Annotated in this window: 22 protein-coding genes and 1 tRNA gene; 16 read left to right on the top strand and 7 right to left on the bottom strand. The window is 61.2% G+C overall.

Annotation, left to right across the window (positions count from 1 at the left end; all coding sequences use genetic code 11):
• Positions 1-2 precede the first annotated feature (2 nt).
• On the bottom strand, positions 3-1079 hold the full coding sequence (recA, locus tag PQQ53_RS07020) for a recombinase RecA (protein ID WP_042321135.1): 1077 nt from the start codon (positions 1077-1079) through the stop codon (positions 3-5).
• A gap of 231 nt (positions 1080-1310) precedes the next feature.
• Between recA and PQQ53_RS07015 the strand changes: the two genes are divergently transcribed.
• The 6 genes from PQQ53_RS07015 (at position 1311) to PQQ53_RS06990 (ending at position 8960) form a co-directional block, all read left to right on the top strand.
• Positions 1311-2078 (top strand): response regulator, encoded by a 768-nt coding sequence (locus PQQ53_RS07015; RefSeq protein ID WP_408152369.1) that lies wholly within the window; start codon positions 1311-1313, stop codon positions 2076-2078.
• Between the two features lie 9 nt (positions 2079-2087).
• Positions 2088-3638: a sensor histidine kinase gene (locus tag PQQ53_RS07010; protein ID WP_408323548.1), complete on the top strand. Its 1551-nt coding sequence runs from the start codon at positions 2088-2090 to the stop codon at positions 3636-3638.
• 217 nt (positions 3639-3855) lie between these two features.
• Positions 3856-5514: an MFS transporter gene (locus PQQ53_RS07005; RefSeq protein WP_408140429.1), complete on the top strand. Its 1659-nt coding sequence runs from the start codon at positions 3856-3858 to the stop codon at positions 5512-5514.
• Between the two features lie 85 nt (positions 5515-5599).
• Positions 5600-5676, top strand: a tRNA-Met gene (locus tag PQQ53_RS07000).
• A 93-nt stretch (positions 5677-5769) separates the two neighbouring features.
• Positions 5770-7167, top strand: a complete 1398-nt coding sequence (locus tag PQQ53_RS06995; RefSeq protein WP_408323547.1) for a DUF6538 domain-containing protein — start codon at positions 5770-5772, stop codon at positions 7165-7167.
• 338 nt (positions 7168-7505) lie between these two features.
• Complete coding sequence (locus tag PQQ53_RS06990) at positions 7506-8960, top strand: DUF8370 family protein (protein ID WP_408323546.1); 1455 nt, start codon at positions 7506-7508, stop codon at positions 8958-8960.
• 160 nt (positions 8961-9120) lie between these two features.
• Here PQQ53_RS06990 and PQQ53_RS06985 read toward each other — a convergent pair whose 3' ends face one another.
• Positions 9121-9792, bottom strand: a complete 672-nt coding sequence (locus tag PQQ53_RS06985; RefSeq protein WP_408323545.1) for a recombinase family protein — start codon at positions 9790-9792, stop codon at positions 9121-9123.
• 156 nt (positions 9793-9948) lie between these two features.
• Between PQQ53_RS06985 and PQQ53_RS06980 the strand changes: the two genes are divergently transcribed.
• The 3 genes from PQQ53_RS06980 to PQQ53_RS06970 are packed head-to-tail and all read left to right on the top strand — an operon-like array spanning position 9949 to position 11719.
• Positions 9949-10419, top strand: coding sequence for a hypothetical protein (locus tag PQQ53_RS06980; protein WP_408323544.1), 471 nt, complete (start codon positions 9949-9951; stop codon positions 10417-10419).
• On the top strand, positions 10416-10808 hold the full coding sequence (locus PQQ53_RS06975) for a hypothetical protein (RefSeq protein WP_408323543.1): 393 nt from the start codon (positions 10416-10418) through the stop codon (positions 10806-10808). Before PQQ53_RS06980 ends, PQQ53_RS06975 begins: the two co-directional genes overlap by 4 nt.
• Positions 10809-10861: 53 nt before the next feature.
• A complete protein-coding gene (locus PQQ53_RS06970) occupies positions 10862-11719 on the top strand; it encodes a hypothetical protein (RefSeq protein ID WP_408323542.1) in 858 nt (285 codons plus the stop codon).
• Between the two features lie 365 nt (positions 11720-12084).
• On the opposite strand, the gene PQQ53_RS06965 is transcribed toward PQQ53_RS06970, so the two are convergent.
• Positions 12085-12603 carry a peptidase associated/transthyretin-like domain-containing protein gene (locus PQQ53_RS06965; protein WP_408323541.1) on the bottom strand — a complete coding sequence of 173 codons (519 nt, stop codon included), beginning with the start codon at positions 12601-12603 and terminating at the stop codon, positions 12085-12087.
• A gap of 577 nt (positions 12604-13180) precedes the next feature.
• Here PQQ53_RS06965 and PQQ53_RS06960 point away from each other — a divergent pair.
• Complete coding sequence (locus PQQ53_RS06960) at positions 13181-13519, top strand: hypothetical protein (RefSeq protein ID WP_408140427.1); 339 nt, start codon at positions 13181-13183, stop codon at positions 13517-13519.
• Between the two features lie 59 nt (positions 13520-13578).
• Here the strand turns inward: PQQ53_RS06960 and PQQ53_RS06955 are convergent, their stop codons facing one another.
• The gene (locus PQQ53_RS06955; protein WP_408140425.1) at positions 13579-14022 is read right to left on the bottom strand and encodes a MarR family winged helix-turn-helix transcriptional regulator; all 444 of its coding nucleotides are present in this window, start codon (positions 14020-14022) and stop codon (positions 13579-13581) included.
• A 135-nt stretch (positions 14023-14157) separates the two neighbouring features.
• Between PQQ53_RS06955 and PQQ53_RS06950 the strand changes: the two genes are divergently transcribed.
• Positions 14158-15696 carry a DHA2 family efflux MFS transporter permease subunit gene (locus tag PQQ53_RS06950; RefSeq protein WP_408323540.1) on the top strand — a complete coding sequence of 513 codons (1539 nt, stop codon included), beginning with the start codon at positions 14158-14160 and terminating at the stop codon, positions 15694-15696.
• 20 nt (positions 15697-15716) lie between these two features.
• Here PQQ53_RS06950 and PQQ53_RS06945 read toward each other — a convergent pair whose 3' ends face one another.
• The gene (locus tag PQQ53_RS06945; RefSeq protein ID WP_408140923.1) at positions 15717-16394 is read right to left on the bottom strand and encodes a FadR/GntR family transcriptional regulator; all 678 of its coding nucleotides are present in this window, start codon (positions 16392-16394) and stop codon (positions 15717-15719) included.
• Between the two features lie 255 nt (positions 16395-16649).
• Between PQQ53_RS06945 and dgoD the strand changes: the two genes are divergently transcribed.
• The 3 genes from dgoD to PQQ53_RS06930 all read left to right on the top strand — a co-directional run bounded on the left by dgoD (position 16650) and on the right by PQQ53_RS06930 (position 18752).
• Positions 16650-17798 carry a galactonate dehydratase gene (gene dgoD, locus PQQ53_RS06940; RefSeq protein WP_408323539.1) on the top strand — a complete coding sequence of 383 codons (1149 nt, stop codon included), beginning with the start codon at positions 16650-16652 and terminating at the stop codon, positions 17796-17798.
• A gap of 400 nt (positions 17799-18198) precedes the next feature.
• On the top strand, positions 18199-18501 hold the full coding sequence (locus PQQ53_RS06935) for a hypothetical protein (protein ID WP_408152368.1): 303 nt from the start codon (positions 18199-18201) through the stop codon (positions 18499-18501).
• A 17-nt stretch (positions 18502-18518) separates the two neighbouring features.
• Entirely contained in the window at positions 18519-18752 is a 234-nt protein-coding gene (locus PQQ53_RS06930; RefSeq protein ID WP_408323538.1) for a YodC family protein, read from the top strand.
• 344 nt (positions 18753-19096) lie between these two features.
• On the opposite strand, the gene PQQ53_RS06925 is transcribed toward PQQ53_RS06930, so the two are convergent.
• Both PQQ53_RS06925 and copC read right to left on the bottom strand, forming a co-directional pair.
• The gene (locus tag PQQ53_RS06925) at positions 19097-20026 is read right to left on the bottom strand and encodes a CopD family protein (RefSeq protein ID WP_408140418.1); all 930 of its coding nucleotides are present in this window, start codon (positions 20024-20026) and stop codon (positions 19097-19099) included.
• Positions 20023-20400: a copper homeostasis periplasmic binding protein CopC gene (copC, locus tag PQQ53_RS06920; protein ID WP_408140416.1), complete on the bottom strand. Its 378-nt coding sequence runs from the start codon at positions 20398-20400 to the stop codon at positions 20023-20025. Before copC ends, PQQ53_RS06925 begins: the two co-directional genes overlap by 4 nt.
• Positions 20401-20781: 381 nt before the next feature.
• On the opposite strand from copC, the gene PQQ53_RS06915 reads away from it, so the two are divergent.
• Positions 20782-21513: a c-type cytochrome gene (locus PQQ53_RS06915; RefSeq protein WP_175158167.1), complete on the top strand. Its 732-nt coding sequence runs from the start codon at positions 20782-20784 to the stop codon at positions 21511-21513.
• 21 nt (positions 21514-21534) lie between these two features.
• Positions 21535-22833, top strand: a complete 1299-nt coding sequence (locus PQQ53_RS06910; protein ID WP_175158166.1) for a c-type cytochrome — start codon at positions 21535-21537, stop codon at positions 22831-22833.
• Positions 22834-22892 lie beyond the last annotated feature (59 nt).

The following is a 22892-nucleotide window of genomic DNA, read 5'->3' as shown; positions in this document are numbered from 1 at the left end:
GCTTACTCTTCTTCGTCCGCGACTTCAGCGCCTGCGCCGGTCACGGCTTCCGCCATTGCATTGACGCCCAGCGATTCGCGGATACGGTTTTCGATCTCGCGAGCGATGTCCGGATTTTCACGCAGGAATTCGCGCGCGTTATCCTTGCCCTGACCAATCCGCTCGCCGCTGTAGCTGTACCAGGCACCGGCCTTGTCGACGATCTTGGCCTGTACACCCAGGTCGATGATTTCGCCCTGGCGCGAAATACCTTCGCCGTACAGAATGTCGAAAATCGCTTCGCGGAACGGGGGCGACACCTTGTTCTTGACGACCTTCACACGCGTTTCGTTGCCGATCACTTCGTCGTTCTTCTTGATCGAACCGATTCGGCGAATGTCCAGACGCACCGATGCGTAGAACTTCAGCGCGTTGCCGCCCGTGGTGGTTTCCGGGTTGCCGAACATCACGCCGATCTTCATGCGGATCTGGTTGATGAAGATCACGAGACAGTTCGTGCGCTTGATCGTGCCGGTGAGCTTGCGCAGCGCTTGCGACATCAGACGCGCTTGCAGACCCGGCAGCGAGTCGCCCATTTCGCCTTCGATTTCAGCCTTCGGCACGAGTGCCGCGACCGAGTCGATCACGATCATGTCGATCGAGCCCGAACGCACCAGCGCGTCGGCGATTTCGAGCGCCTGTTCGCCGGTGTCCGGCTGCGAAACCAGCAGGTCGTTCACGTTCACGCCAAGCTTGCCCGCGTACTGGATGTCCAGCGCGTGTTCCGCGTCGATGAACGCCGCCGTGCCGCCGATCTTCTGCATTTCGGCGATGACCTGCAGCGTCAGCGTGGTTTTACCGGACGATTCCGGACCATAGATTTCGACCACACGGCCACGCGGCAAACCGCCGACGCCCAGCGCGATGTCGAGGCCGAGCGATCCGGTTGAAACCACCTGGATGTCTTCGACTACCTCACCTGCGCCGAGCCGCATGACCGACCCTTTGCCGAACTGCTTTTCGATCTGCGCGAGCGCGGCAGCCAGCGCCTTGCTCTTTTCAGCAGTCAGTCCAGCCGAGCCTTTCTTGCTTTCTTCCATGAATCGTCCTTTGCTATGATGAACGGCGTCTGAGGCAGGTGTACCGTCCATTTTTGAAGGACAGCACACGAAACCCAGACACTGTATAAAAAAACAGTAGTTTTGGCAAGTGCGATTCTCATGCGAACGCGCATTTTTACCGTCGCACTGCCCAAACTACCCACAATAATTTTCGGAGACCGCTGTGCGCCGGGAACACCCACGGTGCCGGCAAGGCCAGGCTGGCGCATCATGCGAATTCTGATTGCCGAAGACGACAGCATACTCGCGGACGGTCTGGTCCGATCACTCCGCCAATCGGCCTATGCGGTCGATCACGTGAAGAGCGGCGTGGAAGCCGATACCGCGTTGTCAATGCAGACTTTCGACCTATTGATCCTCGATCTGGGCTTGCCGCGCATGTCCGGGCTCGAGGTGCTGCGCCGCCTGCGCGCGCGCAATTCGCACATGCCGGTATTGATCCTGACCGCCGCGGACAGCGTCGACGAACGCGTCAAAGGCCTCGACCTCGGCGCCGACGACTACATGGCAAAGCCCTTCGCGCTAAACGAACTCGAAGCGCGCGTGCGCGCACTGACGCGGCGCGGCGCGGGCGGCGGCCCGACGGTCGTGCGGCATGGCTCGCTGTCGTTCGACCAGGTTGGCCGGATCGCCTATGTGAACGAGCAGGTGATCGACTTGTCGGCGCGTGAACTCGGCTTGCTCGAAGTACTGCTGCAACGGATCGGCCGGCTGGTCTCGAAGGAACAACTCGTCGACCACCTGTGCGAATGGGGCGAGGAAGTCAGCAATAACGCGATCGAAGTTTACGTGCACCGCCTGCGCAAGAAGATCGAGCCGAGCGGCGTGCGCATCATCACCGTGCGCGGCCTCGGCTACTGCCTCGAAAAAGCCGCGGCGCCCGCCGGCGCGGGCGCCGGCACCCCCGCCCCCGCCGAGCCCGACCCGCCCGCCTCGCCGCCGTCCGGCGCGATGCCGGCGAGCCATCACTACAAATAGAGGGCATCCATGTCCGCGCGCGCAGATCGCGCCCCGGCGGCGCACGCGGCGGACCTCGACGAGGCGCGCGACGAGCGCTACGCCAATCCGTTCGCCCCGCCCGACGAAACCGAGGCCGCCGCCGCAGCCCGCCCGCGCTCGCTATTCGGCGAAATTCTCGACTGGATGCTGGCGCCGCTGCTGCTGCTCTGGCCGATGAGCCTCGCGGTCACCTACCTGGTCGCCAAATCGATTGCGGACGGCCCGTTCGACCGCGCGCTCGAAACCGACGCCTACGTGCTCGCCCGCCAGATCCATCCGGTCAATGGCGTCGCGGAACTGTCGCTGCCCGACTCGACGCGCGACTTCCTGCGCGCCGACAACGTCGACAGCGTGTTCTATCAGGTGCTCGGCACGCGCGGCGAACTGGTGAGCGGCGAGCGCGACATGCCGCTGCCGCATGAAGAGGACCGGCCGCCGCCGGGCATCGTCGAATTCCGCGACGACATGCTGCACGGCAACGACATCCGCATCGCCTACACCACCGTCGAGTTTCCGCGCACGCCCGGCGCGCAGCCCGTGCTGGTGCAGGTCGCCGAAACGCTCGACAAGCGCAGCCAGCTGGCCAACGACATCATCAAAGGCGTGATCCTGCCGCAGTTCGTGATTCTGCCGCTCGCGATCCTGCTGGTGTGGTTCGGCCTGTCGCGCGGCCTTGCGCCGCTGCATGCGCTGCAGGCGCACATCCGCGCGCGGCGCCCGGACGATCTGTCGCCGCTCGAAGCGCGCCGCGCGCCGCCGGAAATCGAGCCGCTGGTGACGTCCTTCAACGATCTGCTGACGCGCCTCGAACAAAACATGGAGTTGCAGAAGCGCTTCATCGCCGACGCCGCGCATCAGATGAAAACCCCGCTCGCCGGCTTGCGCATGCAGGCCGAACTGGCGCTGCGCCAAGACGTGTCGGCGGAAGTGCACCGCTCGCTCGAACAGATCGCCACCAGTTCGGAGCACGCCGCGCGGCTCGTCACGCAGTTGCTGGCGCTGGCGCGTGCGGAAAACCGTATGTCGGGGCAGATATTCGCGCCGGTCGAGGTAAGCGAGGTCGCGCGCAACGCCGTGCGCGACTGGGTGCAGGCCGCGCTCGCCAAGCAGATGGACCTCGGCTACGAAGCGCCCGACGGACCCGTCGAAGTCGACGGCAATCCGGTGATGCTGCGCGAAATGCTGTCGAACCTGATCGACAATGCGATCCGCTACACGCCGGCGGGCGGGCGCATCACCGTTCGGGTGAGACACGAAGCGGCGGCACGGCTGGTGCATCTGGAAGTCGAAGATACCGGCCTCGGCATTCCGGTCGCCGAACGGTCGCGGGTGATCGAGCGCTTCTACCGGATTCTCGGCCGCGAAGGCGACGGCAGCGGGCTGGGGCTGGCGATCGTCCGCGAGATCGCGACCATGCACGGCGGCGTGCTGGCCATCGAAGACAACGTCTATCAGGAGTCGCCGCGGCTTGCGGGGACGCTCGTGCGTGTCAGTTTGCATGTGCATGAGCGGGGCGGGACTTACCCTAACGCGCCCTGAACGGCAAAACTCGCACACGGGTTTTTGAGATACGTTAGGCGAATCTTGCGGAAATTTTCCAGGCATTTAACAGACGTTGCCAAACCGAAGCCTGCATTTCGGATTCTGCTCATTCACCTCGCCACGTCAGTGCGCCGTAAGTTTCCACTCCAATAATCGGTTTCACGGGAACGCTTTTACCGGCGCTCCGCGTGCATATCAATATTGGAGACAGCATATGGCTACCGTTGGCGGGCAAATCTCGCACGTGCCGATGACGCGCGAGGAGAAGCGGGTGATCTTCGCATCGTCGCTAGGGACGATTTTCGAGTGGTACGACTTCTATCTGGCCGGCTCGCTCGCGGCCTTCATCAGCAAAAGCTTCTTCTCCGGCGTCAATCCGACGGCCGCTTTCATCTTCACGCTGCTCAGCTTTGCCGCGGGCTTCGCGGTCCGGCCGTTCGGCGCGATCGTGTTCGGGCGGCTCGGCGACATGGTCGGGCGCAAGTACACGTTCCTCGTCACGATCGTGATCATGGGCCTGTCGACGTTCCTGGTCGGCTTTCTGCCGGGCTACGCGGCGATCGGCATCGCTTCGCCGGTGATCTTCATCGCCATGCGGATGCTGCAAGGCCTCGCACTCGGCGGCGAGTACGGCGGCGCCGCGACCTACGTGGCGGAACATGCGCCGGCGGGACGCCGCGGCTTCTATACGGCTTGGATCCAGACCACCGCCACGCTCGGCCTGTTCCTGTCGCTGCTGGTGATTCTCGGCGTGCGCACGGCAATGGGCGAAGACGCGTTCGGCGCTTGGGGCTGGCGCATTCCGTTCGTCGCCTCGATTCTGCTGCTGGCCGTGTCGGTGTGGATTCGCCTGCAACTGCATGAATCGCCGGTGTTCGAGCGCATCAAGGCGGAGGGCAAGACGTCCAAGGCACCGCTTTCCGAAGCATTCGGCCAATGGAAGAACCTGAAGGTCGTGATTCTCGCGCTGATCGGTCTGACCGCCGGCCAGGCCGTGGTGTGGTACACGGGCCAGTTCTACACGCTGTTCTTCCTGACGCAGACACTGAAGGTCGACGGCAGCAGCGCCAACATCATGATCGCAATCGCGCTCCTGATCGGCACGCCGTTCTTCCTGTTCTTCGGCTCGCTGTCGGACCGCATCGGCCGCAAGCCGATCATCATGGCGGGCCTGCTGATCGCCGCGCTCACCTACTTCCCGCTGTTCAAGGCGCTCGCGCACTACACGAACCCGGCGCTGGAAGCCGCAACGCTGCGGGCTCCGATCGTCGTGATCGCGGACCCGGCGCAGTGCTCGTTCCAGTTCAATCCGGTCGGCACGGCGAAGTTCACGAGCTCCTGTGACATCGCGAAGAGCGCGCTGTCGCGGGCGGGCCTGAACTACGAGAACGTCGCGGCGCCGGCGGGCACGCAGGCGCAGATCCGGGTCGGCGATACGGTGGTCAACACGTTCGACGGCCGCGCCGCCGATGCGAAGGAGCAAGGCAAGCTGTTCGACACGACGCTCGCCGCGACGCTGAAGGCCGCGGGCTATCCGGCGAAGGCCGATCCCTCGCAGATCAACTGGCCGATGAGCGTGGTGATCCTGACGATCCTCGTGATCTACGTGACGATGGTCTACGGTCCGATTGCGGCGATGCTGGTGGAAATGTTCCCGACGCGGATTCGCTATACGTCGATGTCGCTGCCGTATCACATCGGCAATGGCTGGTTCGGCGGGTTCCTGCCGGCCACGGCGTTCGCGATCGTCGCGGCAAAGGGCAACATCTATTCGGGGCTGTGGTATCCGATCGTGATCGCGCTAGTTACGTTCGTGATCGGCATGCTGTTCGTGCGGGAGACCAAGGACTCGGACATCTACGCGAAGGATTGAAACGCGTGATAGTCCGGGTAATTAAAAAAGTTGTGCGCCGGGGGTTGACAGCCTCCGGCGCGGTCAGCATAATCTCGCTTCTTTCGGCGAATTAGCTCAGTTGGTTAGAGCGACGGAATCATAATCCGCAGGTCCGGGGTTCGAGTCCCTGATTCGCCACCAGTTGCACCGAAGCCCTTGATCTAACGGTCAAGGGCTTTTGTTTTGGTGCCTCCCAGTGGCAGGTGCAGCACAAAAGTGCAGCACAGGCCCAAAATGGCAGCAAATTTCCTACAAAGATCGCGGCACGATTCCGTGTTCTACTTCCGGCGGCGCGTGCCCGCCGATCTCTTCTGTGTCATCGGCAAGCGACAGATTTATAAGTCACTCGACACATGTATCCGGCGAGAGGCCATAATTCGCGCTCGCGTCCTCGCGACGCAGACCGATCGAATTTTCGCCTCACTTCGCACCATGCCGAAGACCATTCCTTTCCGCCTCGACTACACGCTTGAACTGCGTTTCGACCAAAACGGCCTCCCGCAAGCCGTGACGATCGATGCGGAGCCGGGCGAACATGAAGCAGCACAGAAGGCCCTTGAGACAGCCGTGGCGGGCTTGGCTGCGCTTCGACAGCCAGACCGGGGGCGCACGCCCCCAATGCCTCGCCTAAACGCTCTGACGCTGGCAGACGGGATCGAAGAATATTTTAAGAAGGCGGACGTAAAACCGGCGACACGTGCGAGCTACCGAACGAAGCTCGCGTATTTGGTTGAGCAAGTGGGCGGCGGAACCCCGCTCTTTGACATCGACCAATTCCGATTCGTGAAGCTCGCCGAGACGATCATTGCCGACAATACTCGCCACGACAAAACCAAAGGCGATTACATCACCATCATTGGCGGATTCCTGAACTGGCATCGCATCCGCAACGGCTTGCCGCAGCTTACCGCTGCGACGCTGAAGCCCAAACGCGCGACCCCATCGGCGCTAGACCGTGCCGCTTTTACCCTCGACCAACTTCGCACGATCTTTCGGCACGCGGCACGATTCCGCGCGGACGAACCGCACAAATATTGGGCGACCGTGGCGACCGCCTTTCTCGGTTGCCGTATTGAAGAACTGGCACAGGTCAACCTCGGCAGCGACCTAAAGCACGACTTGGAAGCCGGCGTCTGGTATCTCGATTTTTTGGAAACACCCGACGCTGACGGAGTGGTCCGCAAGTCACTAAAGCGGCATTCAAGTTGGCGGCACGCCCCGATACATAGTGCGCTCGTCCAACACGGGTTCGTTGAATACCTGACCAAGCAGCGCGACGCCGGATATGGGCGACCGTTTGAAAATGGATGGAATCCGCACATCGGCAACGCCCGCGATGGCGGCATTAAGTGGAGCCACAAAATCACCAAGTGGGGCGGCGGCATACTGCAGGAACTCAGAGACGCTGGAAGCCTCCCTGAAGGCACTCAGACCTACTTCCACAGCATGCGACACACGTTCGCGAACACGCTGGCGGCGGCGGGCGTAACAGAGGAATATAGGTCCGCACTGCAAGGACAAGCGTTTGGCGGCATGAACTCACAGACGTATGCCAAGCTTCGACACGACCATAAAGTCCTGTCGAAAGCGTTGGAGCCGGCACTAGCCGCCTATGCTGCTCTTTTGGCCTGACTTAGTTCCTTCGGTGGCTGGCAAGCCGAAGCGGGGAAATCGGTGCGGGCGATGGGCATCGAACGCTCACAACGGATAACCGCAAGCGGTTGATTTAATTTAAAACGATGAGCGCGCAATATCCGCGCCCGTAACACCGTTCTGTGGGAGCGAATCGTATCGTGTCGGTTCACCCCTGACAACTTTGCCCGTGGTGCAGTAGAGGCGGTAAAGTATTAGCTTCGGAGCGGGGGCTTTTAACACGAAATGCCCTAAGCCGCCCGCAGTCACGTTTTTGTGATGCCATGACGTCGGACGCAGCTACACAGTGTTGCATTTTCTTGGAACTCGATAAGAACATGAAAATAAGCGAGAAGTTTCAGCTCGGAAAAAGTCAGGTAGAACTCGATTTTGTAGATATCGATCCAGATCGCGATACGCCACTCTATTTGTCGCCCCATTCGCTGGGGTATAGATCTGATGCCTTCTCCGCTGAGGCGCACAGAACTGTGGAATCTTTCTTCCGTTTTTTTCTTGATCTGATCCGCGCAGGCGAAACCGATCATGCCCGAGCTTTATTCGAATACCTGCATGAGCCCAACGAAACATGCTTGGGAATCTCTAGTGGGAATCCCAATGGTCGTGGCGTGGGAAGTCAGCAGGCGCAGCAGATATTTGACAGTATCATCCAGAGTCGCGCAATTCAAACCGGCGTGGTTGAGCATCTTGAGGATTGTCGGATATTTATTCACGGCATTGATAAAGACAAAGTATCTGATATGACCACAAACATTATTAGAGGATGTTTGGTCAGATACACTCAGCAGCAGTGCTATCTGCACGGAATTCCGCTTAGACCCAATACAGCAACGGGACCGTGCTGGAGTCGCGAGAATGTCCAATGGGAAGAGCATCACGACGATATGCTGGTCATTGATGGCGCTCCGATTTTACTGGTTCCGAAAGGAGTTGTTGGTTTTGCGAAAACATTCGGAATGGGCAAATATCATCAGCACTTCGTGCTTGACTTCTTGAAACAGGAGCAGTTGCGAACAAATGGGCCGTTCGTGCGCAGGCGCCAGCTTAAAAATGGCGGCGAGAGGGTTTGGGTTTCGAAGACAGAACTCAAAGATAATATAGCCCCAGCTGAGAAAGACTTCGTTACTGGCTTTACCGTGCGACACAGAGATGTGTTTGCCGGGTTCCGCGAATGGGCCGCACGTTCAGAGGCATCTTTAAACGACGATGAAATTCAGCCGGGGCTAGATTTTGCGGCAGCTCTTGCCTATCTGCGTCAGCGGTTGCCGACTATTGCGGTTGGTAACGATGGAGCGACCGCTTATCATCGACTCGTGACAGGCATACTGGAGGCAATATTTTATCCGATGCTCATTAGTCCGTCGATTGAGCGAGAGATTCATGAGGGCCGCAAGAGAATTGATATCGCGTTTGACAATGCTGCAGACAACGGTATATTTTCGAGATTGCATAGAGTTCATCATCTGCCGTGTCAATATATTGCGGTTGAATGCAAGAATTATGGCCGGGAAGTGGGAAACCCGGAGGTTGATCAATTGAGTGGCCGATTTTCACCAAATAGAGGCCAAGTTGGAATGCTGTTATGCCGATCTGTGGAAAACATGGGTCTCCTGATACGTCGTTGCCGGGATACCTACGCTGACAATCGCGGACTAATTATTCCGCTAACAGACGAGGATTTGGATCAGCTATTGACAGAAAAGATCGATAACGAGCTTGCTCGTCCGGAGGATAGGCTACTTGGCGATCGTATAAGAGAAATTATTATGGGATAGCCCTACCTTAAATCGGTCGACTCTCGCGGCGGACCGGCTTTCGCCGCGATATGGGCGCATGCACGTCATCGGTCGAATTTGGCGACATCGGATTAGCGACTATTCCGCGCACTTATTTTCTTGCAGCATGCGAGGTGCGCCGACATGACAGCTGGCACAGTTAGAGTGAGTTGATTCGATTGATTAGGCGACACAACTGGCCCCGATGCCACGCACCGCCGTTCGCCGCCTTGATGTCGAGACCGTTCAACTCGGCCACCATGTCACGCTGAGAGAGGTTCCGCGCTCGAAAACCAGCTATCACGCCTGCCAGCTTCCTTGCAAAGTCGTCGGCGGCTCGCTGGCGGGCCTCTAAGTTGGGCTTGAGGTTTGAGGCTCCCGCCGCCCCGAGCTTCACGCCACGCGCCTTTGCTGCCGCCAGCGCGTCCTTTGTTCGCTTGCTGATCTGGTCGCGTTCCCACTCAGCCATCACCGCGTGCATCTGGATCATGACCTCGTTAGCCTGCGGCATATCAGCGGCTACGAAATCGCATCCGGTTTCAAGTAAGCCGGACACGAAATGCACGTTGCGGGCGAGCCGGTCGAGCTTTGCAATGATGAGCGTCGCGCCCCGACGCTTACAAAGCTCCAACGCGGCGCGAAGCTGCGGGCGCTTTTCGAGGGCGTTGGCACCCTTGCCGGTCTCTGTCTCTGTAAATTCGCCGACCAGTTCCCATGATCCGCCGTTCAAGTAGCGGGCAACCGCTTTGCGTTGCGCTTCAAGTCCTAACCCAGATTCACCCTGACGCGCTGTGCTGACGCGGTAGTAAGCGACGAACTGACCGTGTGCCATCTGTTCCTCACAATGCTGGCCTCACGACCAGACGAGCGTTTAATGTGAGGCCATCATAGAACAAAGCGGCTGCCAAATCAATCAATTACAAATCATTTATTGATTGATTGGCGATTGATTGTTATCCTCTAGTTTTTCGACGGACCAATTGAAACAATGGACCTGCTTAGCAACAGTTTGGCCGCACAAACCCTTGATGAGAATCTTCCCGGCAAAACTCTTGAGCATTGGATGACTTGGCTGCAGAACAATCGCAATCACGCTCGGAAGGTTTCATACCGTATTCCTTTTGAACGAATGGCTGGAGGCGTCTTCTACCTGCAAGAGGAGATCAATAGATTCATTGAGTGGGAAAAAGGCCGTCAGATCGGGACGGTAAGGCTTTCCGGTCGCGCCGCCGAGGCAATGCGCGCATTCGGCATTGGCGAGAAGGGGGGAAGCACAACTGGTCGCAAGCTGAATGTTTCGACTGTCAGTCTGCAGCTCGACCAAGCAACAGGGGAGCGCTTCGTGCAACTCGTCACGAGCGAGCCTCTCATGGTCTATCGGCTGGAACTGAGCGAAGCGAGTGCGCTCGCCAAGGAACTGACAGAGGCTGCCCAAGCAGGCCAGCGGAACGCGCAATGACTGCCGCCATCACCCCGACGATATCCCGTCCCGACACGGCATTCATTCTGCAAGCTAATCTCGGACCGCTTCGCTGCTGGGTCGACTTTCTCTCCGACAATATTCGCGGACGGCAGAGCGTCGCGGGATATACGCTTATGCCGTGCGCGCGACAGCATGACGGAAAGGCCTACCGTCCCGTCTACGCGGTGTCGGACGTGCAAGCGTTCATCGAGAATGTGCAGAAGGCAATACCCAGCGCGGGTAGGAGGCCCATCAAAACGACTTCGCTGTCGCTCAATCGAGGCACAGATTGGCGGGTTAACAACTTCGACCGTGACGGCGCACCTGTAGCACGGCTCTCTGTAACCCGGTCCGCGAAGAGCCCTTCCCCGGTTGCGGGCATGTGACAGTGATTGGCATTCGCGATTTCCGACGCAGAGCTTGCGTTGACTGGCTAGACGTGACGCTTCAAACGGCACGCCAAACCCAGTTTCAACACGTCCAGTCCGCGTTTGATGCAGCAGGTGTCGGACGGCTTTATGTCTCCCCTGTTGCGGCCGGCCCCGGCAGGGTGACGAACACATTTGTAGTGCGCTTCACCGACCGTCTGGCGAACGACTACGAGGCACTTCGCAAGGCGATTGCGGATGTTTCCGCAGCCTTTCCGCTGACCGATGAGCCAGTCATCCACGCGATTGAGGTCGCGTGCGACTTCACCCACAAAGGAGACGTTGCGCAGCGTGATTCGGCGACAGTTTCTATGACACATCGCTTGCAGACGAGCTTGCTTGCGAACGGCATCAAGCCGCGTCAGTTTGAACCATCAAGCGGCAAGAATCGCTTTATGGACAAACCAGGGCAGCGCTTAGACCCCGAGTTGAACTTTCGCGTGGGAAACGAATGGGAGGACGTGGCGTGGCACGTCTACTGGAAACGCACGGATAAGAAGTTGCCGCTACCACTGACAGAGTGGCGAGCGCGAGTGGAAGTCACTCTCAAAGGGGATGCACTGAAGTCTATCGGTCTGGCGACGGTGTCCGATCTCGACGGATACAGGTTTGCAAGCCTTGCACGGTTCTTTCGATTCCGGACGCCCATCAAACCAGAGATACAAGCAACCGGAAATCGCTTTAAGCTAGTTGCGATTAAGGCAAACAGGCGCTTGAACGACGCGACCGCGGAGCGGGGCTTGCACAGTTTCGAGTCATTGGGACGGCGTGACAAGTGGCAGAAGCCGCGCAGCGAGAGCAGTCATCTGCGAGCCGACAACGAGCTTCAACGCGCGGTCAAGGATGCCTTGCGCCACCTGCAGCTGTGAGCGGCTTGCGTAGAAAAAGGGGCGAAAACAGGTAGACCTGTCGCGCCCAAACCCGCGTCGGGCATGAATTCCGTTATGGCAGTCCTAATAACTGTATGTATCCGGTTCTCATCACCGTCTTCGGATGGAGCTCCACCAATGGAATGCCGGTGAGTGAACCGCTCCATGCACGCAGACGCGGCCAAGTCTTTCTACGTAACTCAGATGTAAATCGACGCGCGCACACGTCGAACACGTGCAGAAGAGAGTGCCTGCGCCGCCAAAAACGCGATGTCTTAGGAAAAACATGCACATCGAATGGCCGTCCATTCATCGACTGGCAAAGGAACGAGTGAAACCTTATAGATCACAGGCATCAGGATTAATCAGTGCGATGCACGATTGGCAACGAAAGCATCATTCGACATAACAACGTGCTTCTCTACTCCATCAGCAACAGTCCCCGGCATCCAGATAGGCCCACCCTGAGCGGCATATCCAACCTGCCACCGAACTTCCGTCATCAAGATATATTTGCCGTCTGGAAGTTTAGTGAACTCGAAATTCCCTTGGGCATCACATACCGTATGCCGAACGACGTCCTCCGGTCCTCCATTGCCGTGCGGGAATTCTGGCGTGCTTCCATGCGTGGCAATCGATGCAAGCTCGCGGAAATAGGGGCTATCGGGCGTAAGAAACACTTGCTTTCCGGCACATGTCACTACGCCTCCCCCTTGCTGCGTCAAAAACGCCTGCCCCCGAATGGCGTTTAGCCCTGTCGGTTTGTAAGTGGCGTATTGGCTCGCATCATAAGGCGTTTGAACAGCAACTCTTGCAGGAGCGCACGCGCCAACCACGATGGACAACGCACATGATGCCGAAATTGTGAGCGAAAATCGCTTCATCTTCTTTGCCTATTGTTATGGTTGCGGAACCCGTTGTGGGCGCACCTATCCGCCGTCGCGTGCGCACGGCCATTGTAACGGTGGTGACGCGGACGCCGTGCAGTCCCACCTCTAACGCCGACGCACTGCCAACCATGCGCTGGTGCAGGTAACATGGCGTCATCGACAACCACACAGGTGCAGCACATTCGCCACCGGACAGCGCATCAATAGCTCAACATATCGTGTTAGATCAAAGGCTTGCACAAGCTGGTGGCGTCGAATCTATTGAGTCCCTGATTCGCCACCAGCATCACTCGCAAGGCCCGCTTCTCTTAACCGAGAGCGGGCCTTTCGTTTTTCAGCGACGAATGTGCTGCGGCAAATCGGCGTGCGAGTTGCGCCAGTCTCTTGCGAACTACTGCCCGCAAAGCCGTCACTCCCGCTCGTGTTACCATCGTCAAACCGATGTCTTCAATGGAGTGAGTTATCGTCCTCCCATTGATTCTTCGCCAGTTGCAAAAGAGCCGCTGACCCTCAAGGTTTAGCGGCTTTTTTATTTTGACTTTCCCGATCGCAACTTCAAGGAGGTTTCTTGATGACGTTCCGCACCACCGCGCTCGCCGCGGCCACCGTTTCCATCGCGCTGCTAGGCGTCACGTCCACGTTGACGGCGCAGGCCCAGACACCGACGGACAGTCAGTGGCGCGCAAGCCCGATCACCCTGTCCACGCTGCTGCAGGACGGCTACAAGATCGCCGCCGTCGTGAATGGCGCGCACGGCGCCGCCGGTCCGGCCGACACGATCTTCGTGCAGCGCGATCAGAGCGCGTTCAAATGTATCGACCCGCAGCAGCCGGACGCGCGAACGAAAGCGCCCGCCTGCTTCGAACTGGTCCCGCCATCGGGGACAGCACCGGCTAGCGAATCGAAGTGACGGCACAGGCGATGAGCCCGCGCATCGTCAAGCACGGGCCACCGCGCCGCCTGCGTGCCTCAGCGATCCACCAGCCGGCTCAGATTGCCGCGCACTCGCTGCAATAGCGCGATCAGTTGCCGGGCCTCTTCATCGGTGAAGCCGTTGAGCGCTTCGAGCGCGACCTCATCGCCCACCTTGCGCGCCTTGCCGAGCGTACGCCCCGCTTTGGGCGTCATACGCACCAGATACTCACGGCGGTCCTGCGGATTGGCGATCCGCTCGATCCAGCCGCCCTCCGCCATCCGGTCCAGCAACCGGCCCGCCGAGATCGGCGCGACTTCGAGCAGATCCGCGAGCCGCGCCTGATTGATGTCGCCGTAATGCGCGAGATAAGCAAGCACGCGACACTGCGCGCGCGTCAGATCGACCGAGGATTTCGCGAGGTCGTCGAAGCGCTTGCCTGCCAGCCGGCCGACGTCGGAAACCAGAAAGCCGAAGCGCTCTTCGAGTTGGGTTTTCATGCGCGGATTATACGAAAGCCTCGCGCCTTCGAGCGCGGCTGCGGCGTAATTCAGCCTCCGCATAACTCCTGATGGCGGCCGCGCGTGCACCCGATATACTAAGCATGCTTACTATATCGACTTCCCCGCTCACTCATGTCCTCCGCCTCCTCACCGGCGAGCGCGACCACGCCGCTCAACCGGCCGATGATCACGCTCTCGATCATGCTCGCGACACTGATCCAGACGCTCGACAGCACGATCGCGAACGTGGCGCTGCCGCATATGCAGGGCACACTGTCCGCGTCGCAGGACGAGATCACGTGGGTGCTGACTTCGTACATCGTCGCCGCCGCCATCGCCACACCGCTCACCGGCTGGCTGTCCGACCGACTGAGCGTGAAGCGCCTGCTGATCGTCGCAATCGGCGGCTTCACGGTGTCGTCGGCGCTGTGCGGGTTGTCGGAAACGCTGACGCAGATCGTCGCGTCGCGTTTGCTGCAAGGGGTTTTCGGCGCGTCGCTCGTGCCGCTGTCCCAGTCGATCCTGCTCGACATCAACCCGCGCGAAAAGCAGGGCCAGGCAATGGCGGTGTGGGGTATGGGCGTGATGGTCGGGCCAATTCTCGGGCCGACGCTCGGCGGCTGGCTCACCGACAGCTATAACTGGCGCTGGGTGTTTTTCATCAACGTGCCGATCGGCGCGTTCGCGCTATTCGGCGTGGCGACCTTCCTGCCCTCGCGCGAGCCGAAACACGACGTCAAGTTCGACGCGTTCGGCTTCATCACGCTCGGTCTCGCGATCGGCGCATTGCAGGCGATGCTCGATCGCGGCGAGCAGCTCGACTGGTTCGCGTCGACTGAGATCGTCATCGAGGCGCTCGTCGCGGCGATCAGCTTTGCGTTTTTCCTCGTGCACACGGCGACAGTCGGCGAGCGCTCGTTCTTCAAATACAAGCTGCTGAAAGACCCGAACTTCGCGACCGGCACCTTCTTCATCTTCGTGATCGGCGCGGTGATGTATGCGACGCGCGCGCTGCTGCCGCCGATGCTGCAAAATCTGATGAACTATCCGGTCGCGACCACCGGCCTCGTCACCGCGCCAAGCGGCGCGGGCACGATGGTCGCGATGCTGATCGCAGGACGCCTGCTGAAACGGATCGACGCGCGGCTGTTGCTGCTCGCCGGCTTTCTGATTTCGGCGTTCGCGTTGTGGCAGATGATGCATTACACGATCGTGCTGTCGGCGTCGGACATCGTGTGGCCGGGCGTGATTCAGGGCTTCGGGCTCGGTCTCGTGTTCGTGCCGCTGAGCGCGCTGACCTTCTCGACGCTCGCACCCGAGCTGCGCGCAGACGGCACCGCGACCTACAGCCTGATGCGCAACATCGGCAGCAGTATCGGCATTTCGATCGTGCAGACGCTGATGACGCGCAACACGCAGATCTCGCACGCGGATCTCGCGGCAAACGTCACGCCGTTCAATCCGGCGATGCAGCCGATGCTCAGCAGCGGCTCGGCCTACGACATCGCGGCGTTGAACGCGTCGATCACGCAGCAGGCCTCGATGATCGCCTACCTGAACGACTTCAAGCTGATGTTCGTAGCGACGTTGCTGGTGATCCCGCTGCTGCTGTTGATCCGCCCTTCGCACAAGGCGCCCGATGCGTCGGTCGCGCATGCCGCGATGGATTGAACGCGGCCACGCGCCTACGCTCACCCCTCGATCCGCCCTCGCGTCACCCCGAGCAACGACGCCATCGCCGCACGCGCCGCAGCGGCGTTGCGCTCGCGAATCGCGTCGAACACCGCCGTATGCTCGGCCAGCGACGCGTTGAACACGTCCGCGCGTTTCGCATTCAGGCGCAGTTGCGCCTCCAACGTACGCTCGATCAGCGTACCGAGCGGGATCAGCAATTCGTTGCTGCACGCGGTCAGCACGCTCAAATGAAATGCCAGATCGGCGCGCACCCACTCATCGACGTTGCGCGCCGCCGCCATCGCCGCATGTGCGGCCGCGAGCGCGCGGAAGGTGTCGTCCGTGTGCGAGGCCGCCGCCAGAGCCGCGGCATACGGCTCGATCATCTCGCGCATTTCCTGCAGCTTGAGCGCAAACGCCATCGGCTCGGCGACGCGCGAGTACCAGTCGAGCAGATCGGCATCGAGCAGATTCCACGCGGGCTTCGGCCGTACGCGTGTGCCCACGCGCGGCCGCGATTCGATCAGCCCTTTAGATGTCAGCGTGCGCAGCGCTTCGCGCAGCACGGTGCGGCTGACACCGAACGTCTCCATCAACTCCGCCTCGCGCGGCAGAATCGAATCGGGCGCGTAGTCGCCGCGCAGAATCGCGGTCGCCAGCAGATGGGCGACGCGCCCATGCAGATCGTGCTGAATAGCTTTCTCCCAACGGCCTTGCGGCGCCTTTTATTGATCACGGAACGCAGCGTCCGACGGGAGCGTCCGGGCATCATCCCGCGTTCGACGACCGGCCGCTTCAACCAGGCGCCCTCCCTCTGCGGCCACCTGCGGCCACCTGCGGCCACTATTTGGCGAATAATACTATTAATAGTACTTAAACGTGCTTTTGTTGTAGCATGTGAATCCTCGAAATATTTCGCATGGCACCCAGGCCGCAAGGAGACGCACACCATGAAAATCACCAAGCTCGAAACCTTCATCGTTCCGCCGCGCTGGTGCTTCCTGAAGATCGAGACCGACGAAGGTATCGTCGGTTGGGGCGAGCCGGTGGTCGAAGGCCGCGCGCACACGGTCGCGGCCGCGGTGGAAGAGCTGTCCGACTATCTGATCGGCAAAGACCCGCTGCTGATCGAAGACCACTGGCAGGTGATGTATCGCGCGGGCTTCTACCGCGGCGGTCCGATCACGATGAGCGCGATCGCCGGCGTCGACCAGGCGTTGTGGGACATCAAGGGCAAACATCACGGCGTGCCGGTGCATGCCCTGCTCGGCGGCCAGGTGCGCGACAAGATCAAGGTGTACTCGTGGATTGGCGGCGACCGTCCGAGCGACGTTGCGAACAACGCGCGCGCGGTGGTCGAACGCGGCTTCAAGGCGGTGAAGATGAACGGCTCGGAAGAACTGCAGATCATCGACACGTTCGACAAGGTGCAAGGCGTGATCAACAACGTCGCGGCGGTGCGCGAGGCGGTCGGGCCGAACATCGGTATCGGCGTCGACTTCCACGGCCGCGTGCACAAGCCGATGGCGAAGGTGCTGGCGAAAGAGCTCGACCCGTACAAGCTGCTCTTCATCGAAGAGCCGGTGCTGTCGGAAAACGCCGAAGCGCTGCGCGACATCGTCAACCAGACCAATACGCCGATCGCGCTGGGCGAGCGTCTGTACTCGCGCTGGGACTTCAAGCACATTCTGTCGGGCGGCTACGTGGACATCATCCAGCCGGACGCGTCGCACGCGGGCGGCATCACCGAGTGCCGCAAGATCGCATCGATGGCCGAAGCGTACGACGTCGCGCTCGCGCTGCATTGCCCGCTCGGCCCGATCGCTCTGGCAACCTGCCTGCAGATCGACGCAGTCAGCTACAACGCGTTCATCCAGGAACAGAGCCTCGGCATTCACTACAACCAGGGCAATGACCTGCTCGACTACATCAAGAATCCGGAAGTCTTCAAGTACGAAGACGGCTTCGTGTCGATTCCGCAAGGCCCGGGCCTCGGCATCGAGGTCAACGAGGAGAAGGTGCGCGAGATGTCCAAGGTCGGACATCGCTGGCGCAACCCGGTATGGCGTCACGAGGACGGCAGCGTCGCCGAATGGTAAGAGTGTGAAGACATGCCGCCTGCGGGCGGCATGTTCGCTTTGACCGGCAAGCCGGTGTCGGCCTGCGATGCCGGCCTCGCGTCAACGTTCATGAATGCGCCCGGCGCGGTCTGCGCATGGTCCTCTACTCGTCCTGGGCAAGATCAAGCGGACCGCTTGAGCCTCGTTACGACGACCCGCCCGTGTGTTACGGCGACGTGACGCGCGGGCCTTCGCAGTAACGTAACATCCCGGGCCGCGTACGCTGAAACACACCATTCACGGCCCTTTAACCGCCCGGCTTCACTTCTCGCAAAGCCTTATCCATCAAGGCTTTCAAGCCATTTGTACGGCATCAGACATACGCATGGCCCGCTCCTCGCTCAAATGCTTGCAAACAACGCACGCATCGGGGCACATCATGGGCGAATTCCTTCCGGACTATCTGATCCGCGAACAGGCGGCCGTCGGCGCACTGGTCGCGTTCGGCGTGCTGCGCATCCTCGGCGCGATGCTGGCGTTCGAACGCGGCTGGCGCATCTCGGTGGTCGAGAAATGCTTCGTTGCCGCCGCCGTCGTCTACTGCCTGCCGCAACTCTTCGATCTGCTGACGCATGCGTACGGCACACGCGCTGCCAGCGCCGAACTCGAAGGCAAGGCCGCAGGCTGCGCGATCGCGCTCTTTTGCGCGCCGATCGTCGGCCATCGGCTCGGTCTCGAATAAGCGGCTTCATCAAGCGAATGCTCACCATGCGACTGGCAAAGAGACGCGCGAAACCTGCGTATCACATGGGCGAAACGCTGAAGCTCAGATCCGGCGGACACCCAATGACCACCACCTGGCGCGGCCCGATGCTGTTCGCGCCGGGCAAGTGGCTGATCTGCCAATGGTTCGGCGACAGCGGCGAGTTGCAGCAGGAGATGTTTCCGGAGGAGACGCTGGAACGGGTGAGCCACGACGCGCTCGCCGCCTGAAGAGCAGTCGCGGATTGCTGGCCACCGCCAGGCGACCGTGTGTATCGCGCCGCATGCTCTGGCGGTGCGGCGCTTTTTTGTGGTGTCCCGTTGCAGGGATGAAGCAAGGCGGACGAGCGGACAATGGGCGCCCGGACGCGCACCGCAAGAGTCTTGAGACGCAGCCGTTTGCAAGCCTGAGGCGCAGACGCTTGTCGCCGTAAAAATCCTTGCGCGGCGCGGCTGTCCCGCACCCAGGCGTTGGCGATTTCACGCGCGCGTTGCACAGATCCGCGCAACATCACACGCCTCGCCCTCCCCCGCCTGCCCAGCTCAATTCAACCCGGCTCGACCGCCCGCCGGCTTCACCCCAATGCCGCGAACGCCGGCACGCTATGCGACAGCACCGCCGCCGCGACGAACGCACCGATCATCGCCAGCGCCTCCAGGTACAGCACGTTGACGAAGGTATGCGCATCCATCGTCGACGCCGTGCGGCGCAGGCGCGGCAGCGCGAGGAAACGGTTGAGTCCGCCGAGCACGAGCGCCATCGCGACGAGCACGAGCTTCAGCGTCAGCACATGACCCCACGTGCTGAACTGAATCGCCTGGAGCGAGCCGCCCGAGCCGCGCACGGCATTGAAGATGCCGGACAGCAGCACGAAGCCCACCGCCATCACCGACACATTCGACACCTGGGTCGCGGTGCGGATCAGCATGCCGCGCGCGGTCGAGGTGCCGAGCGCCGGCAGGACCGCCAGCCCCGCCGCCATCGCCAGCCCGCCCCACACGCTGGTGACGAGCACGTGCAGCGTCTGCATGCCGATTGCCGCCGACGCCACGCCGGCATCGGCCGCATGCCCGAGCGATGCCTTGCCCGCCGCGACCGCGATCACGGCGAGCCACAGCAGCGCATTGCGCAGCATGCCCGTGTGACTGGTCATCGCCGTGCCGAGCAACACCAGCGCGCCGGCAAACGCGACGCTCCAGCCGTAGCCGACATGCGTTTGCGTCAGCACGGTCGGCACGACGCCGAACGCGGCCGGCAACGCGACGCCGCCCATCGACGCCGCCTGATACAGCAGCCAGCCGAGGTCCGCGAGCACCAGCACGACCGTGGCGGTCAGCAGCGAACGTTGCGCGCGCATCCAGGCCGGGCGCGCGGGGGAGATTTTCTGCTGGGCGTCGTTCGCGAGCCACGCGCCGAGCAGCGCTGACCCGACGGCAAACGCAAACGCGACGTTCATGAGCGCGGCCATGGCGACCTGCCCGATCCACAATCCGTCGACGCTCATTTGACGTTGAACGCGAAGTCGCCTTGAGTACGGTGGCCATCGGTGGCGACCGCGATCCAGTGCACCGCATAGCGGCCCGCGCTCAACTGCGGCAGCGGCAGGCGCATTACCCTGGCATCCTGCTTATCGACTTCCGAGACGGCCTGCGTGGCCGCCTTGCCGCTCGCATCGGCCAGCGTGATTCTGCTGAACGCCGGCTCGAGCGGCTCGGTGAAATGGATCGTCACCGCGGTGGGCGCAACGGCGTCGGCGTTGGCCGCCGGGTCGCTCGACGCCAGATGCGCATGCGCGGATGCGGCGGACGTCACAACCAGCGCCGCAGCGCCGACCATCAACGCACGCAGCGCCGGACGGGAAAAATGGAATAGCTTCATGTAAGGCCGATAGCGGATGAACAGGAAAACGGTGAGTGTCGAGCCGGGCGCATCTGGCTCGGACAGCGGCCGGCGAGCCCGGAAGTGTACGCTTCGATGGATCGCGCGGGCATCGGTTCAACCAGGTTTGTTGAACGGCATGGCGCGCGCGGGCGTTGACGGGGAGGAACGGAAAAGCAAGGAACAGCTAAATTGAGATAACGAAAAACGCCGCAGGAGGCGGTATTCCGCGTCAAACTGTCGCATAGCTGTTACACCAGGAACCTTCTCTAATGTGGCAAATAGTCACCATGACCCTTCAATGATAGAATGCTGCGTCGCCGCAGCGCCGGCTGCCCTTCACACCGAGCCGCTCGAAGTTCGGTCAGGTCCCCGATTTTGATGGAGTTACGCGTGTCTTCTAGACGCCTTTTCCGCCCGTTGCTCGCCCTTCTCCTGATCGGCTCCGCGGGTGTCTATAGCGCTGCGAAAGCGCAGACTCAACCGAAGGCCCCCGACACAATGGAAGCGCGCGTGCAGGGCTGCACGGCGTGCCATGGCTCGCATGGGCAAGGTACCGACAACGACTACTTCCCACGCCTCGCGGGCAAGCCGGCCGACTATCTGTTCAACCAGTTGCAGAACTTCCGCGAAGGGCGTCGCAAGTATCCGCCCATGAATTACCTCGTCACGTATCTTTCGGATGACTACCTTCATAAGATCGCGACGTTCTTCTCGCAGCAGCGCCCGCCGTATCCGCCGCCGGCCAAGCCGACGGTGTCGTCGGCCACGCTCGCGCGCGGCCAGCAGCTCGTGCTGAACGGCGACGCGGGCAAGCAGATCCCGGCTTGCGCGGCCTGCCATGGCAAGGCCTTGACCGGCATGGAGCCGGCCATCCCCGGTCTGGTCGGCCTGCACGCCGACTACATCAGCGCGCAGCTTGGCGCATGGCGCTCGGGTACACGTCATGCCATCGCGCCTGATTGCATGCACACGATCGCCACGCGCCTGAGCGACGAAGACGTGAACGCCGTTGCGGCATGGCTTTCCACGCAGCAGGCCCCACAAAACCCCGTGCCGGCTCCGGCCCGCTCGTTGAAGACTCCGCTTGCCTGCGGCAGCGAACCGCAATAAGGCACCGGGAGAGACACTCACATGAAACGCAAGTCCTTGTTCGCCCTCTCGGCAGTCGTCGTGGTTGCGGCTGCCGCACTCGTTCCCGTCCTGTGGTCGGGCGGCGACAACCTGCATAACGGCTCGGCGATGGCGGCCACGCCCGCCGATCAGGCCGAACTGATCAAGAAGGGTGAGTACCTCGCCCGCGCCGGCGACTGTATCGCCTGCCACACGGTGCGCGGCGGCAAGCAGTTCGCCGGCGGCCTGCCGATGGCCACGCCGTTCGGCACGATGTTCACGCCGAACATCACGCCCGACGACCAGTACGGCATCGGCAAGTGGACCCAGGACGACTTTTATCGCGCGATGCACACCGGCCGCTCGAAGGACGGCAGCCTGCTGTATCCGGGCTTCCCGTTCACGAGCTACACGAAGGTCACGCGCGCCGACTCCGACGCGATCTATGCGTTCCTGCGCTCGGTCCCGCCGGTCAACGTGCCGAGCCGTCCGCACGAACTGAAATTCCCGTTCAACCAGCGCAACATGCTGATCGGCTGGCGCACGCTGTTCTTCCGTGAAGGCGAGTTCAAGCCGGATCCGACCAAGTCGGTCGAATGGAACCGTGGCGCCTACCTGATCGAAGGCCTCGGCCATTGCGGCATGTGCCACACGTCGATCAACGCGATGGGCGGCCCGGTCAATTCGGCGGCCTTCGCGGGCGGCCTGATCCCGCTGCAGAACTGGTACGCGCCGTCGCTGACGTCGAACCGTGAAGCCGGCCTCGGCGACTGGGACCTGAAGGACATCGCCGACCTGCTGAAGACCGGCGTGTCGAATCGCGGCGCCGTGTTCGGTCCGATGGCTGAAGTGGTTCACAACAGCCTGCAGTACATGAGCGACGAGGACATCAACGCGATGGCCACGTACCTGAAGACGATTCCGCAAAAGAGCGAGGCACCTGAACCGCTGCAGCTCGAAACGTCGGAAAAGTTCGGCGGCGAACTGTTGAAGCAAGGCGCGAAGATCTACGCTGACAACTGCGCCAAGTGCCACGCGGAAAACGGCCTCGGCATGCCGCCGTCGTTCCCGCCGCTCGCGAACAACCAGTCGATCCAGATGCCGTCGGCGGTCAACCCGATCCGCATGGTGCTGAACGGTGGTTATCCGCCGAGCACGGAAGCGAACCCGCATCCGTACGGCATGCCGCCGTTCGCACAGTCGCTGTCGAACACGGAAGTCGCCGCGGTCGTGACCTACATCCGTATGTCGTGGGGCAACCACGGCACGGCGGTGTCGCCGCAGCAAGTGTCCGATCTGCGTTCGGCGCCGCTCGACTAAGCAGCCTTCGTTGCACCCGGGGCGGGGGGGGGGGGCATTTCGGGGGCGGCCCGGGGGGT

It is taken from the genome of Paraburkholderia strydomiana (assembly GCF_046030495.1).
Classification (GTDB): domain Bacteria; phylum Pseudomonadota; class Gammaproteobacteria; order Burkholderiales; family Burkholderiaceae; genus Paraburkholderia; species Paraburkholderia strydomiana_A.
This window is presented reverse-complemented; position numbering and strand designations above follow the sequence as displayed.